Origin of the sequence: Thalassotalea sediminis, from assembly GCF_030295915.1 — a bacterium.
GTDB lineage: Bacteria > Pseudomonadota > Gammaproteobacteria > Enterobacterales > Alteromonadaceae > Thalassotalea_C > Thalassotalea_C sediminis.
The window spans coordinates 12,837-27,183 of the sequence record NZ_AP027361.1 but is presented as its reverse complement, the minus strand read 5'-3'; the positions used below and the strand labels follow the sequence as shown (position 1 = coordinate 27,183).

General features: G+C 39.2%; 15 protein-coding genes. 6 read left to right on the top strand and 9 right to left on the bottom strand.

Annotation, left to right across the window (positions count from 1 at the left end; genetic code table 11):
• Window positions 1–32 precede the first annotated feature (32 nt).
• Both QUE09_RS00120 and QUE09_RS00115 read right to left on the bottom strand, forming a co-directional pair.
• A complete protein-coding gene (locus QUE09_RS00120; RefSeq protein WP_286234198.1) occupies window positions 33–587 on the bottom strand; it encodes a DNA topoisomerase family protein in 555 nt (184 codons plus the stop codon).
• A gap of 304 nt (window positions 588–891) precedes the next feature.
• Window positions 892–1,155, bottom strand: coding sequence for a hypothetical protein (locus QUE09_RS00115; protein WP_286234197.1), 264 nt, complete (start codon window positions 1,153–1,155; stop codon window positions 892–894).
• 138 nt (window positions 1,156–1,293) lie between these two features.
• Between QUE09_RS00115 and QUE09_RS00110 the strand changes: the two genes are divergently transcribed.
• Window positions 1,294–2,376 carry a helix-turn-helix domain-containing protein gene (locus tag QUE09_RS00110; protein ID WP_286234196.1) on the top strand — a complete coding sequence of 361 codons (1,083 nt, stop codon included), beginning with the start codon at window positions 1,294–1,296 and terminating at the stop codon, window positions 2,374–2,376.
• Between the two features lie 82 nt (window positions 2,377–2,458).
• A complete protein-coding gene (locus tag QUE09_RS00105; RefSeq protein WP_286234195.1) occupies window positions 2,459–3,202 on the top strand; it encodes a DUF1330 domain-containing protein in 744 nt (247 codons plus the stop codon).
• A 38-nt stretch (window positions 3,203–3,240) separates the two neighbouring features.
• On the opposite strand, the gene arfB is transcribed toward QUE09_RS00105, so the two are convergent.
• The 4 genes from arfB to QUE09_RS00085 all read right to left on the bottom strand — a co-directional run bounded on the left by arfB (window position 3,241) and on the right by QUE09_RS00085 (window position 6,555).
• Window positions 3,241–3,654, bottom strand: a complete 414-nt coding sequence (gene arfB / locus QUE09_RS00100; protein WP_286234194.1) for an alternative ribosome rescue aminoacyl-tRNA hydrolase ArfB — start codon at window positions 3,652–3,654, stop codon at window positions 3,241–3,243.
• Window positions 3,655–3,819: 165 nt separating this feature from the next.
• Window positions 3,820–4,293, bottom strand: a complete 474-nt coding sequence (locus QUE09_RS00095) for a DUF494 family protein (protein WP_286234193.1) — start codon at window positions 4,291–4,293, stop codon at window positions 3,820–3,822.
• 9 nt (window positions 4,294–4,302) lie between these two features.
• Complete coding sequence (gene dprA / locus QUE09_RS00090; RefSeq protein WP_286234192.1) at window positions 4,303–5,436, bottom strand: DNA-processing protein DprA; 1,134 nt, start codon at window positions 5,434–5,436, stop codon at window positions 4,303–4,305.
• A gap of 36 nt (window positions 5,437–5,472) precedes the next feature.
• A complete protein-coding gene (locus QUE09_RS00085) occupies window positions 5,473–6,555 on the bottom strand; it encodes a LysM peptidoglycan-binding domain-containing protein (RefSeq protein ID WP_286234191.1) in 1,083 nt (360 codons plus the stop codon).
• A 116-nt stretch (window positions 6,556–6,671) separates the two neighbouring features.
• On the opposite strand from QUE09_RS00085, the gene def reads away from it, so the two are divergent.
• The 4 genes from def to trkA are packed head-to-tail and all read left to right on the top strand — an operon-like array spanning window position 6,672 to window position 10,873.
• On the top strand, window positions 6,672–7,184 hold the full coding sequence (def, locus tag QUE09_RS00080) for a peptide deformylase (RefSeq protein ID WP_286234190.1): 513 nt from the start codon (window positions 6,672–6,674) through the stop codon (window positions 7,182–7,184).
• Window positions 7,185–7,204: 20 nt separating this feature from the next.
• Window positions 7,205–8,182 carry a methionyl-tRNA formyltransferase gene (gene fmt, locus QUE09_RS00075; protein WP_286234189.1) on the top strand — a complete coding sequence of 326 codons (978 nt, stop codon included), beginning with the start codon at window positions 7,205–7,207 and terminating at the stop codon, window positions 8,180–8,182.
• Window positions 8,182–9,474: a 16S rRNA (cytosine(967)-C(5))-methyltransferase RsmB gene (gene rsmB / locus QUE09_RS00070; RefSeq protein WP_286234188.1), complete on the top strand. Its 1,293-nt coding sequence runs from the start codon at window positions 8,182–8,184 to the stop codon at window positions 9,472–9,474. The genes fmt and rsmB overlap by 1 nt, the downstream gene beginning before the upstream one ends.
• Before the next feature lie 19 nt (window positions 9,475–9,493).
• Window positions 9,494–10,873: a Trk system potassium transporter TrkA gene (trkA, locus tag QUE09_RS00065; protein WP_286234187.1), complete on the top strand. Its 1,380-nt coding sequence runs from the start codon at window positions 9,494–9,496 to the stop codon at window positions 10,871–10,873.
• Window positions 10,874–10,911: 38 nt separating this feature from the next.
• On the opposite strand, the gene QUE09_RS00060 is transcribed toward trkA, so the two are convergent.
• Genes QUE09_RS00060 through pepQ form a run of 3 tightly spaced genes read right to left on the bottom strand, consistent with a single transcriptional unit; the run spans window position 10,912 to window position 14,321 of the window.
• The gene (locus QUE09_RS00060; protein ID WP_286234186.1) at window positions 10,912–12,363 is read right to left on the bottom strand and encodes a TrkH family potassium uptake protein; all 1,452 of its coding nucleotides are present in this window, start codon (window positions 12,361–12,363) and stop codon (window positions 10,912–10,914) included.
• Window positions 12,364–12,378: 15 nt separating this feature from the next.
• Window positions 12,379–12,996, bottom strand: coding sequence for a YigZ family protein (locus tag QUE09_RS00055; protein ID WP_286234185.1), 618 nt, complete (start codon window positions 12,994–12,996; stop codon window positions 12,379–12,381).
• A 5-nt stretch (window positions 12,997–13,001) separates the two neighbouring features.
• Window positions 13,002–14,321, bottom strand: coding sequence for a Xaa-Pro dipeptidase (gene pepQ, locus QUE09_RS00050; protein ID WP_286234184.1), 1,320 nt, complete (start codon window positions 14,319–14,321; stop codon window positions 13,002–13,004).
• Window positions 14,322–14,347 lie beyond the last annotated feature (26 nt).

Sequence of the window (14,347 nt, the reverse complement as noted above, 5' to 3'; positions counted from 1 at the left end):
AAAAAAAAGCGAGCCAACAAGCTCGCTTTTTTTTATGACTGGAATTTACTGCATTTCTTTTGCGCGCATTGTAACTTCTCACCTGCCGCCATTTGACGTTTCAGCAATAATGGAAAGCCACATACATTACAGTGCCCTTCAACAGGTTCATGATTAACCGCAAACTTACACTTCGGGTATCCATCACATGCGTAAAAGATTTTACCAAAGCGACTTTGCCGTTCAACAAGATGACCGTCCTTGCAAGACGGACATTTAATCTTGGAAGAAGCCTTTTGTTCTTCATGTTCAATATGATGGCAAGCTGGAAAATTACTACACCCAATAAACATACCGTAACGCCCTTGTTTAACGGCAAGTTCATGACCACACTCTGGACACTCACTGCCTGGCAGCACTTGCGCTTCCATTTTTTCCTGTTCATGTACAGGTCTTGTATATTTACACGTAGGGTAAGAAGAACAGCCAAAAAAAGCGCCCGCTTTACTATTTTTGATCACAAGTTCACTGCCACACTCCGGACAGACTTCATATTCCTTTTCCAAGGCATGCTCGTGATGTGTAAATAGCGAGTCGTTGTTTGCCATGTTTCTCCAACAATAATTAAACTTGAGAAACTCCATTATCTCCCGATATGAGTGCATAGTAAATGTTTTAACACCTTGGATAAAATATGGCGTTAGTTATTCATCGCATCAGCTTATTGAATAAAAGAAATGTACGTCGATATCAACAGATGACTTATATAGAATAAACTTTCCTAACTAATAACAACCTTGGGGCTATAACAATAATGTAAAATACATTGTCAATAATCAGTATTGAAGCCTTATCAACATAGAGAAAAAACATGAACTATTGTTATCGTTTAATAGTCGCATTGAACTATTCTTATTGTTGACGACGATTTTCTTTTTCAAATTCAGTTTGCGTTTCATAAACTGACGGTTGGCATAACGTTCTGACCTCTGGTGACTTAACCTGCTCTGCATCAGAAGCAATCACCACAGTATGGGATATTTCCAATTCACCATTGCAAGCTTGTTGGTCAAAGTAAGCTTGCTCTACATCTCCATGATTTTTTAAGCTGGTACATCCACTTAATATTATTACTGACACCCATATGACTATTTTACTTACATAAAACTTCTTCATTTAATGATTCCTTATAATCATACTCGTGCTTATTTTAAATTTAACTAGCCTATTAACAAACCATCTATTAGCAATATAGATAAACACGTTACACTAAAATTGTATACCTCATATTAAAAACGGATTTTTGTCACGTATATGAACAATACTGTACTTATATGGATGCCTTTATCACTGATATTTATCATTGTTATTGCACTGTGGCTTAGCCTTTCATTATTGTTAAATCGCACTGGAAATCATTACTCAAATAGATTACTTGGCGCATTTTTATTTACGCAAACTATTCCACTTGCCAATGTTTACAGTAGCGTTCAATATGGCACCAATGAATGGAGTTGGATTATCACGTCTAATTTAACGTGGTTGTATGGTCCGTTTTTACTCGCTTTTTGTCGCGCCATCACAGACCATAGGTTTTCTTTTCCTCAAATTACCAAGCATTTTATTCCTTTTTTTATCACGCTAGTTTTCCGCTATCTACCATGGTCACCAGATGCCCTGCCATTATTTATTATTGCACCACTTTTTATACAACTATCACTCTATATTTACTGGTCCGCAAAATGCCTGCTGCTCAATAAAGAAAAAATTAACAGTATCGTGCATTCAACATCCAAAACGCATTTTTATTGGTTACTTTACTTAATAGTCGGCATTTTCATCATGATAATGCTAGATATCTTTTTTATTACAAAATCATACCTTTTCTCACCAATGAATAATGATGACTGGTTTATTTACATTGTCGCACTGTCGCTATTTTTGCAAGGCATTATCATCTGTTCATTGGTAAAACCTAATATCTTCTTTGAGCACTATCAGCAGGTACTAACTAACGCTTCTATAAACAATAACAGGGAGTTAAAAACGTTGGATAGACAACTTGCCGAATCATTGTCTTTGCAATTACAGAAAAAAATGAATGAACAAGAGTTATATTTGAATAACGAATTAACACTGAAAGATCTCGCGGAACATTTGGGTATTAATAGTCATCAAATATCAGAGTTACTTAACGTGCATCTAAAACAAACCTTCTACGAATATATTAACCGCTATCGCTTAGATAAAGCGAAAACGATGTTAAAGGACGGTAATGTTAAAGCGTCTATTTTAGACATTGCATTTGAGTCTGGATTCAACAACAAAAATAGTTTTTATCGCGCCTTTAAACAAGACACTGGTCTTACACCAAAAGCATTTCAACGCACAAACTAGTCATTTTCTATCCAAAGTGACGCCACAAAAGTAATCCTGCACTTAAATAACTCCGAATTTTTAAACACGGAGTATCCAACACATGAAACTATTTAGCACATTCATTTTTTCAACGGCATTATTGAGTTATTCAGCGACTACCAGCGCTTTTAATCAAGACTCCATCAAACTTTCGTTCGAAAAAAATGAAATGTTATCGTTACTTTTACTCGACAGAAAACACGGCGGCGAGGCGGCACAACAAGCTTACTTTAAAAAGATTGCTCAGTTAACCAAGCCAAATGATGTAAGAGAAGTAATTTTAATGCCAGTCACACAAACTTTGGCAGGCGATCATCCCGCAGAGTTTTTCGCGCTTTATGCGTGGAAATCAGATAACGTTGCTCAGCAATTACGTGAAAACCCTCTTTATAAACAAGATGCTCTGCCATTACAAAACCAAGGCTGGAACGAACTATCTTTTGGTGACGTTGATATTAGTGTTGATGAAGAGTATCAGTTATCACCAGATAAGTTTTATACGGTAAGTGAATTATGGATCACTGACCAAGAAAAATATCAGCAATATTTTGAAGCAACCAAGGCATTACGAGCTGAGCTTGGCGCAAAATTTATTTTTAAACAACACCCAAAAAATTACGGCAGTATCCATAAAGGGTCCAAGGTACCTTCACTTATTGCTTTAATCGAGTGGAATAGCCAAGAGGCAATTCGTCAGTATCCTCAAGCAGAAGCATTTAAACAAGCCTACCCTCATTTACTAGCATCAACAGATAAATTTACTTGGTATCAAGTCTCCTTACCAACGACTGATGATAGTTACTAACCAACAACTTTTCTCTCTTTTAATAAACAAAAAGTATATTAATAACTTACTTTTCCTCGGAGCGCTTTTGTCGCTCCCTTCTTAGTTTTATTGTTCATTCTTTTTTGCTGCGAACTCCTCGTTGGTTTTGTCGGTCGACGCTTCTTCTGAACAACCATTGCAGAAAGTATCAACTCCTTCAATCGCTCTAATGCTTCCTGCTTATTCATGTCTTGAGTTCGATGAGATTGGGATTTAATGACAATAACGCCGTCCGAGGTTATGCGGCTATCAGAGAGCTTCAACAGTCGCTCTTTATAAACGCTAGGCAATGAAGAGTTCTTTATGTCGAAGCGTAGATGAATCGCTGTCGCGACCTTATTTACTCGCTGCCCTCCACTACCTTGAGAACGAATAGCATTTAGCTCAATTTCCCACTCAGCAAGGGTTACGTTATTAGAGATTGCCAACATATAAAACTCTCGTCTATACCATTACAAATATTATCTCGATCATGTGTAACGTCAGCAAGTCTATTTGTTGAATAAAAAGAGAAATAAAAGAGAAAACTAGTCTTTAAGCGCCCTATTTTATTAGAGCACTTAGATAAACGAACCTTTCAAGCTAATACTGCAAGTTTAGTGCAGCGGTCCTTCTTGTTCGTCAAAAATAAGATCTTCCATTTGCGAGTAAGCACTTTCCTTTCCTGGCACATTAAATAGCACCATAAGAATAACCCACTTTAAGTCATCTAAGGTAAAGTACTTTGTATCTAATTCCATTACACGGTCAACGACCATTTCTCGCGTAGTAAAGTCTAAAACATTTACCTGCTCAAGAAACAATAAAAAACCTCGACAATCTTTATCAAGTAATTGTTTTTCTTCTTCAGTGTAAATACGAAATGACGGTTTTGCATCGCGTTTAAAATAAGGATACGCGTCAGTATCTTGTAAGGCAGCTAATTTTTCCAACCATGTTAACGCTTTATAAATTTCATCTTGGTGGAAACCAGCACGGGTTAATTCATCAGTGAGGATATCGTGGTCAACCATAACCTCTGCATCACTATGAATATAATTCTCAAAAAGGTACATCAAGATATCAAACATAACCAGCCCCTATTTAAGTTTAAGGTAGCCACCTGGCACCGCAGTTACCAGACCTCTAAGCTCGAGCATCATCAATCGGGTTAGCACTACATCTGTGGGTAGTTTACTCCGAGAAACCACTTTATCTACGGGTGTGATTTCATATCCCACACTAGCTAACAATGGATCGTTAGACAAGCCCTGTTGACAACTTTTTTTTGCCTGCTTCTCCTTGTCATTGTTTTTTATTAAGTTTAGTTCATTTTTTTCAAGAAATGGAAACTCTTCTATAATATCGGCCGCATTCTCTATTAACTTAGCTCCCTGTTTTATTAACTGATGGCAGCCCTTACTTTGCGGATTAATCACACTGCCAGGCAAAGCAAACATTTCCCTATTTTGCTCCATAGCACAACGTGCTGTGACTAATGAACCACTTTTCTCTGTTGCTTCAACAACAAGCACCCCTAAAGACAACCCACTAATAATACGATTGCGCTTAGGAAACAGCCCAGGCTTGGGCTTAACGCCAGGTAATAATTCACTAACAACAGCACCACCGGCCTCTAATAGATTATTCATTAACGATTTATGACGTGCTGGATAAATAATATCTATACCAGTTGCTATTACCGCAATAGTGGGTTTTTGTATGGCTATAGCACCGATATGTGCTTTCGCATCAACTCCTAGCGCCAATCCACTCGTGATAACTAAATGTGTACTTGCCAATTGCTTTGAAATCTCAAAGGCATGTTCAGCGCCATAAACACTGGTATTGCGACTGCCAATAATGGCAATTTGAGGTCGAGCTAATAAGGCACTATCCCCTTTAACAAATAACACTACGGGCGGATCATAAATTTCTTTTAATAATGGTGGATAATCATGATCTTGATAGTGCACAATGCGTGCTCCTGCCGCTTGACATGCATGAATAATTTGATCAATAAATTGCCAGTCAGGATTTACTATTGCACGATATTGCTTTTCAGATACACCAAGCACCTTTTGTTCTGGCGGGTCATTAAATAATGCTTCAATTGAGAATCGCTCAACCAAGGCAAGCTTTTTTCTAACCGCGAGTCTCGGTATTAGTTTTAATGCTAACCAACAAGCTATCTCACGGTTAGTAAACACCGTCACATTTTTGCGCTCTTCCATGATGCACAATCAATTCCTTGTGATAAACGTAACTAACTAGGGAGCGGCAACATTGTCGCTTAATCGTATCGGTTTTTCAGATCCCAATACCAACGCCATACTGACATTTTCAAAAACTTTGAACACCATCAACTTACCAATGGCTTCTTCTGGCATGTTGTAATCTGAATCTGCAGTCATTCGATGCAACTTGGATGCATCACTGATATATACAGGTCCATCCCCTGTCTCTACGACTTCAGGGCTTTTACGCGTAATAGATAAAATATCGCCAAGCATAACATTGTTATTGCTACCCTGGTCAATGTATACCACGTCAAATTTGCCGAATTCACGCACTTTATTTGGTGCTTTAACAATCGTCCCTTTCACTGAGCTATTAACAGGTTGCATAGTAAAAAACGCAGGGAAAAGCTGTTGTTCATCAATCATTTTAACAAAGTTACCCGAGCGAATATCACTTAATGCATTATCAACATAAACTGTTGCCGGTACTTTATTAGCCATATCACCGGCGCGAACAACTTTACCTGTTGCAACAATTTTAGCGTAATAACCTAAAACCTCCTCAGTTTCTGGTGATAAAATTTCATCTTCTTTATCATAAATTGCTACAGCATGACCAACAGGAAGATCTTGATTTACATATAACTTAAATCCATCAACTGAAATTTTATATCCTTCTTCGCTTCCTAGAACATATGGGCCTTGCTCAACGTCAGCAACAGATAACACGGTATTATAATTGATATAAGGTGCGATGGTATTTAGTGAAATCGTTTCGATGGGGTTCTGTTCTTTCAACGACTTTCTAACTTTTGGCGACCATTTTAAACGCGGCTTTCCTTTTACAAGCATTGGCCTACCCTGAGCGTCATAAACTAAGTTTAATTCTTCTCCTGGATAAATTAAGTGAGGGTTTTGTATTTCAGGGTTAACTCGCCAAAGTTTTGGCCAAAGCCATGGATCTTTAAGGAATTTTGCAGAAATATCCCATAACGTATCACCTTTGACTACCACATAAGATTTAGGAGCATCCTTTAGCAACCTAAGTTCATCGGCAGACAAACTCCACGGCAAGAAACAACAAATTAGTGTTATTAATGACCTTTTAATCATACTAATGCACCTATTCTTATTGTAATTAACTCAAAGCACTCGAATTAATTTAATTTAATGGCTAAAATTGAAACATAACACTCTATAACAAATTTCGCGAATTCTTTTATAAAATTATGGCTGTATTAAATGTATTAACTTTCCCTGATGAAAGACTCAGGACAAAAGCTGAACCCGTTACTGAAGTAAACGACGAGATCAGAAAAATAATTGATGACATGTTTGAAACTATGTATGCCGAAAATGGTGTAGGCTTAGCTGCTACACAAGTAGACATCCACAAACGCATCGTTGTTATTGATGTGTCTGAAGACAAAGAGCAATCTTACGTACTCATTAATCCTGAAATTATCAAAAAAAATGATGAAACAATGGTTAACGAAGAAGGTTGTTTGTCTGTACCTACGTGTTACGCAAAAGTAGATCGCAATACTCAGGTTACCGTTCGCGCACTTGATCGAGACGGTAAAGAATTTGAATTAGACGGTGAAGAATTATTAGCAATTTGCATTCAACATGAGCTCGACCATTTAAATGGCGTTTTATTCGTTGATTATTTATCACCACTTAAACGCAAACGTATTCAAACGAAGCTAGAAAAAGAAGCTCGTTTAGCCGCTCGTCAATAACGGAAGAACTATTTCACTGTATGTCATCACCCTTAAAAATAATCTTTGCTGGAACACCAGACTTTGCCGCCAAGCATTTACAGGCGCTACTAGAAACGGAACATGAGATTGTCGCTGTTTACTGCCCTCCTGATAAACCAGCCGGTAGGGGAAAAAAGCTAACGGCATGTGCGACAAAGGCACTAGCCCTAGAACATGGTCTAACGCTTGAACAACCTGAAAATTTTAAACAGCAAGCTGACCAAGAAACCTTAGCGCATTATCAAGCCGATATCATGGTAGTTGTTGCGTATGGCTTGCTATTACCTAAAGTTATTCTAGAAACACCTAAGTTAGGTTGTATTAATGTACATGGTTCAATACTCCCTAAATGGCGTGGAGCAGCTCCTATTCAACGAGCTGTTGAAAGTGGTGATCCACAAACAGGTGTTACCATCATGCAAATGAATGAAGGCTTAGATACGGGAGATATACTAAATATCGCAACTTGCGATATTAGCCAACAAGATACTAGTGCCAGCATTTATGGAAAACTTGCTGAATTAGGTCCAGATGCGTTAATCGATACATTAGCAACCATGGCGACAGGCAAATATAAAGCAACACCACAAAATGACGCATTGGCCACGTATGCCGCAAAGTTAGATAAAAGTGAAGCTGAATTAAACTGGCAGTTAACCGCACAGGAGTTAGCGCGTAAAGTTCGGGCATATAATTCTTGGCCAGTGGCGCAATTTACATACCATGAAAGTGCAGATAAACAGCACCGTGTCAGAGTTTGGAAAGCAGAAGCTGTGCCATGTAAAAAACAGAATCCAGGCACCATCATTTCGGCAGATAAATCTGGAATTCTAGTTGCAACAAGTGACCAAGGATTAATGTTACAGCACATTCAATTACCCGGTAAAAAAGCCATGCCTGTTGCAGATATCTTAAATGCTCGCGCGGCTTGGTTTACTGCCGGCAACTTAATTAACGGTACGAGCGTAGATAACTGATGAAAAAAAATGTGCGCGCACTTGCAGCTAAGTGCTGTTTTGCTGTTGTTGATAAAGGGAGAAGTCTTGCCGATGAACTGCCAAACATACAAGAGCATGTTGACGGCAAAGATAAAGCATTGCTGCAAGAAATTTGTTATGGGGTGCTTAGGTATCTACCTGAACTCGAATCATATACTCGTCAATTAATTGAGAAGCCCCTTACAGGAAAGCAACGCGTTGCACACTTTCTCATACTCGTCGGTATTTACCAGCTCAAGTACATGCGAATACCTGATCATGCCGCTGTTGCAGAAACAGTAAACGGTGCTAAGCCTCTAAAACAGTTTCATCTAAAAAACTTAATCAATGGTGTTTTGCGCAATTTCCAAAGACAGCAGTTAAGCATACCTGCGACACAACCAGATGCGATTAAATATAATCACCCTAGCTGGTTTATCAAAAAGCTACAAATGGGTTACCCAAATACATGGCAAGAAATTCTCTCTGCTAATATGGAAAAACCTCCCATGTGGTTGCGCGTCAATCAAAAGCGCACAACAGTCGATGAATATCAATCACGATTACTCGACAATAACATTAAGATTAAGCACCTTGATCACTTTTCCAAAGCCATTTGTTTAACAGCCCCTATCGATGTTAACAAATTACCTGGTTTTTTTGATGGAGATGTTTCGATACAAGATGGTGCAGCACAGCAAGCCGCCGCACTATTAGCCGTAAAGCCAGATGAGCATGTATTAGATTGTTGTGCAGCTCCTGGCGGAAAAACCTGTCATATACTAGAAATATCGCCAAATAACATTGATGTTACCGCAATTGATATTGATCAAACACGGCTCGATCGCGTTGAAGAGAATCTTCAACGACTATCCTTACGTGCTACAACCGTTGCAGGTGACGCCAGCAAAAGCGATTGGTGGAATGGCAAACTGTTTGACCGTATTCTCTTAGATGCCCCCTGCTCTGGCACTGGCGTTATCCGCAGACATCCTGATATTAAGTGGTTACGTAAAGCACCAGATATTGAAAACCTTGTTAAACTTCAGAAACAAATTTTGAAAAATGTATGGTCTTTACTAAAGCCTGGTGGTACTTTGCTTTATGCGACATGCAGTATTCTGCCAGAAGAAAATAAAGAACAAATACAAAACTTTATTGCAACTAACGAAGATGCAAAGTTGATACCCTTAGCTCAAACGAAGCAAGATATCGGCTGGCAAATATTACCAAATGAACAAGCGATGGATGGTTTTTACTACGCCAAGCTTGAAAAAAATAACAACACTTAATGGTTTTGGTTGATAGCATATGAAAATTGTCATTATAGGGGCTGGTCAAGTGGGCGGTACACTCGCCGAAAACTTAGTCGGTGAGAGAAACGACATTACCTTAATTGACACAAATTCGGATATTCTAAGAGACCTGCAAGATCGCATGGACTTGCAAGTGGTTGTTGGTCAAGGCTCACATCCAGAGGTATTAAAGCAAGCAGGTGCAGAAGATGCCGAATTGGTAATCGCTGTAACAAGTGATGATGCCACTAACATGATCGCTTGTCAGATCTGTTACTCGCTATTTAATACCGCAACAAAAATTGCCAGAATTCGCTCTGCAAAAATATTGCGGTATCAAGATCAACTATTCCAACAAGAAAACATTCCTGTTGACCATGTCATCGCGCCAGAACAATTAGTTACTCGAGACATTGCCAGGCTTATCGATTATCCCGGAGCACTTCAAGTTTTAGAGTTTGCCGGCGGTAAAGTCAGTTTAGTGGCAGTAAAAGCCTATTATGGCGGCTTACTCGTGGGTCACGCACTGTCAACACTAAGAGAACACATTCCAAATATAGATACCCGCGTTGCGGCAATCTACCGAAATGGACGCCCCATTCGTCCGCTAGGCACAACAGTAATTGAAGCGGATGACGAAGTTTTCTTTATCGCGGCAACAAAACATATTCGAGCCGTGATGAATGAATTGCAAAAACTTGAGCCCGCTTATAAGAAAATAATGATTGCTGGCGGTGGCAATATAGGCGCAGGTCTAGCACGGTTATTAGAAAAGAACCATCAAGTTAAATTGATTGAACATTCTCCAAAGCGAGCGGCTTACCTTGCTTCAGAACTTGATGGCACACTAGTATTCGCAGGAGACTCTTCAGATCAAGAGTTGTTAGTAGAAGAGCATATTGATCAATTTGACGTTTTTATTGCCGTTACTAATGATGACGAAGCTAACATTATGTCTTCATTATTAGCAAAACGACTCGGCGTACGCAAAGCTATGGTGCTCATTCAGCGTAGCGCATATATAGATCTCGTTCACGGTAGTAATATAGATATTGCCGTATCGCCTCAACACGCCACTATTTCAGCATTATTAACGCATGTTCGTAAAGGCAGTATCGACAATGTATACAGCCTTAGGGGCGGTGCTGCTGAAGCCATAGAAATCGTAGCTAAAGGAAATGAGCGCTCATCAAAAGTAGTCGGTCGCACAATTTCACAATTAAAACTGCCGCCAGGTACAACAATTGGCGCTATAGTTCGAGATGATGATGTTGTTATTGCCCATTCAGATACACTGATTGAGGCCGAAGATCACGTTATTTTGTTTTTGGTAAATAAAAAGTATATTTCTGATGTTGAAAAGCTATTTTACGTCGATCCGCTACAATTTTTTTAGCGTTGTATTTATCAACAACCGCTTACCATACAGATAACCTAAGTACGCCAAAAACTTGGGGTGAATAGTACAAGCAAAGTAAAAATCTCAAGACGGCCAAAGAGCATCGCGATAATTAGTACCCACTTACTAAAGTCTCCTAATGAAGAAAAATTAGCGGCTACAGCACCAAGACCAGGGCCTAGGTTATTCAAACAAGCTGCAACCGCTGTAAATGCGGTAATATCATCTACGCCAGCAGCAAGCAGCAACAACATACAAATTACAAATACCGCGGCATATGCAGCAAAGAAACCCCAAATAGCTTCAACAACGCGATTTGGCAGCGCCTTTGTGCCAAGCTTTATTGTAAATATTGCTTTGGGGTGCACAAGCTTATTTAATTCACGAATGCCTTGAAGATATAACAAAACAACTCTAACAACCTTCATACCACCACCGGTACTACCTGCACACCCACCGATAAAACTTGAAAAAATTAGCAGGATTGGTAATAACGTTGGCCAATCAGCAAATGAAGTCGTCGCGAACCCTGCAGTTGTACTAATGGATACAGCTTGAAACAAAGCTTGATCAAAGGCTTCAAAGCCAGACTGATAAACTCCATAACTTAACAATACCGATACACAAATGAGTGTTAAAACCAATTGGATGGCAATAAATACTTTGAACTCTGGATCGTAAAAATAAGCACGAAGTGATTTACTATGCAACACGGCAAAATGTAATGCGAAGTTCACGCCTGCAATCAGTAAAAATAAAACACAAACAGCGTTTATCAAAGGACTATCAAAGTATCCAATACTTAAATCATGCGTAGAAAACCCACCAATTGCGATAGTTGAAAACGCGTGGCATATGGCATCGAAAGGAGTCATACCCGCAGCCCAATAACTAATTGAGCAAGCAATGGTTAAGGTTAAATAGATATACCACAGGTGCTTCGCTGTATCTGCTATCCGTGGGGTCATTTTTGAATCTTTTACTGGACCTGGCGTTTCTGCACGATAAAGCTGCATCCCCCCAATACCTAGCATTGGTAATACAGCAACCGCTAAGACAATTATCCCCATACCCCCTAACCACTGAAGTTGTTGTCGATACCACAACACAGCATGCGGTAAGCCATCTATTTGCGATAATATTGTGGCGCCCGTAGTCGTCAAGCCAGAAAACGCTTCAAAAAAAGCGTCGGTTATCGACAAGCTGGGCATTTCCAGTAACATCAAGGGTATAGCAGAAAAGCTCGCAAGTACGGTCCAGAATAAAACAACAATAAGAAAACCTTCTCTTGCACGTAACTCACCCTTTTCACTCCTTAGCGGATACCAAGTCATTAAGCCACTGAATAAACAAAACAGAAAAGAAAGTAAAAAAGAAACACCACCACCATCTCTATAGAGTAATGAAATTAAGGCAGGAGGAAGCATAGTCACGCTAAGTAACGTAACCAGTAACCCTAAAATTCTGAGTATATTTTTATACTGCACTGCGTTTCTTATTATTTATTTGTTAATGTTATTAAGTGTGAGCTGCCCAGAAGATAGGGTTTTCAATTGCTCAACCAGTAATTCTACACCTTGTTCAGGAATAGCCAAGGTCAAATCTACGTTTTCAGCAAAATCTTGCGAGATAACCTCGGCGCCCACTTGCTTTACTAAATGCAGTATGTCATTGACCTGTGTATATTGACAAGCGATGGTTTTATAGACTTTTGGAACTTTAGTCTCAATAACGAGCGACGCCAATGCACTTCTAACACTTGCGCTGTACGCGCGCTGTAAGCCTCCAGTGCCGAGTTTAGTGCCACCAAAGTATCTAACAACGATTGCAGCTACTTCGCCGACCCCACTCCCCTGTAAAACTGCAAGCATAGGTTTTCCAGCTGTACCTGATGGCTCACCATCATCAGAAAAACCATAACGTTGACTATCAAGAGGATGGCCTGCAACAAACGCATAGCAATGATGATTAGCTTGTGGGTGCTGTAGCTGAATTTCTTTCAAAAACTGCTTAAACGCTTGTTGAGAATCACAAGGCGAGATATAACAAATAAAGCGGCTGCGAGTCACCTCAATTTCATCAATGACCTCACTCGCAGCAATTTGATATGGCTGTGACACAATAATTAATCTAAACCGCTATCGCGGGTCATATTTTCATTATGAGACTTATGAACAATAATGTTATCTTCAATACGAATGCCACCAAATGGACGCATTGCATCAACCTGCTGCCAATTAACCATACCGCCATGTTTTGACTGTTTTAGGGTTTCAAGTAATGAATCGATAAAATACAAACCTGGTTCAATTGTAAAAACTTGATTAGCCTCTATTTTTCTTGAAGTACGTAAGAATGGGTGAGCTTCAGGTGTATTAACATGTGTACCACGTTCATCAGCCATAAAACCGCCAACATCATGCACTTGTAACCCTAAATGATGACCTAATCCATGCGGGAAAAAGGTCGATACAATACCCGCTTCTAAAGCCGACTCTGGTGTAGCATTTATAAAGTTGAACTCGCTCAATACTTTGGCGATTTGCAAATGCGTTTCAATGTGTAAATCAACATAACTTGCACCCGGCTTTAATCCATCTACAGCCGATAGCATGAGCTGATCCATTCTGACTATTAATTCAGCGAAACTATTTTGCTCAAAAGCGTAAGTACGCGTAATATCTGAAGCATAACCATGATAGTTCGCCCCTGCATCAATCAAAAATGAACGGTGCTCAGCAGGCTTATTCTTATCAAGCATCGTGTAGTGCAAGATAGATGCATTCTCATTAACACAAACAATACTACCGTAAGGCGTTTCATTTTCACTGTATTGCATAGCAAATAAGTACGCTTGCATTATTTCGTATTCACTGGCACCAGCTAAGAACGCTTGTTCTGCAGCACGATGACCAACAACAGCAAGTTTGTTAGAACGTCTTAAACATTCTTGCTCATAAGCTGTTTTGTATGCACGATGATAATGTATATAGTTCAACACACCTTCTGGATTAATGTTTTCAAAGCCTAATGCCTGTGCAACTTCAATATGAGCACCAATATAAGCGTAACCCTTTTTATCATAAGGTAAGAGCTTATCAACATCTTTCGCCTTGCTAAGCATTTGAATATTAAAATGTTCATTCCAATAATCATCAGGTAAAGCAATGACTTTATGCCAAAAATCAACCGGTTGGTAATACACTAATGTTGGCTTATCTTCACCATTAAGGATTAACCAACTATTAGGTACGTCAATAATAGGAAGCCAGTGTTTAAAGTGAGGGTTTACCTTGAATGGGTAACCGGTGTCATCGAGAAATGCCTTTAACTCTTGACCAGAGTGAATAACAATACCTTGCAGATTTTCTCTAGCGAGTACACTTTTAGTACGCTGTTGTAATTCTTCAATATGTGAGGGATATAAGCTTGCTAATGTCATCATTAAATTTTCCGAATGTGTCATAACAC

Bases quoted from the DNA above. Each gene is read 5' to 3' on its own strand.
- QUE09_RS00120 (WP_286234198.1), bottom strand. From the start codon at position 587: ATGGCAAACAACGACTCGCTATTTACACATCACGAGCATGCCTTGGAA.
- QUE09_RS00115 (WP_286234197.1), bottom strand. From the start codon at position 1,155: ATGAAGAAGTTTTATGTAAGTAAAATAGTCATATGGGTGTCAGTAATA.
- QUE09_RS00110 (WP_286234196.1), top strand. From the start codon at position 1,294: ATGAACAATACTGTACTTATATGGATGCCTTTATCACTGATATTTATC.
- QUE09_RS00105 (WP_286234195.1), top strand. From the start codon at position 2,459: ATGAAACTATTTAGCACATTCATTTTTTCAACGGCATTATTGAGTTAT.
- arfB (WP_286234194.1), bottom strand. From the start codon at position 3,654: ATGTTGGCAATCTCTAATAACGTAACCCTTGCTGAGTGGGAAATTGAG.
- QUE09_RS00095 (WP_286234193.1), bottom strand. From the start codon at position 4,293: ATGTTTGATATCTTGATGTACCTTTTTGAGAATTATATTCATAGTGAT.
- dprA (WP_286234192.1), bottom strand. From the start codon at position 5,436: ATGGAAGAGCGCAAAAATGTGACGGTGTTTACTAACCGTGAGATAGCT.
- QUE09_RS00085 (WP_286234191.1), bottom strand. From the start codon at position 6,555: ATGATTAAAAGGTCATTAATAACACTAATTTGTTGTTTCTTGCCGTGG.
- def (WP_286234190.1), top strand. From the start codon at position 6,672: ATGGCTGTATTAAATGTATTAACTTTCCCTGATGAAAGACTCAGGACA.
- fmt (WP_286234189.1), top strand. From the start codon at position 7,205: ATGTCATCACCCTTAAAAATAATCTTTGCTGGAACACCAGACTTTGCC.
- rsmB (WP_286234188.1), top strand. From the start codon at position 8,182: ATGAAAAAAAATGTGCGCGCACTTGCAGCTAAGTGCTGTTTTGCTGTT.
- trkA (WP_286234187.1), top strand. From the start codon at position 9,494: ATGAAAATTGTCATTATAGGGGCTGGTCAAGTGGGCGGTACACTCGCC.
- pepQ (WP_286234184.1), bottom strand. From the start codon at position 14,321: ATGATGACATTAGCAAGCTTATATCCCTCACATATTGAAGAATTACAA.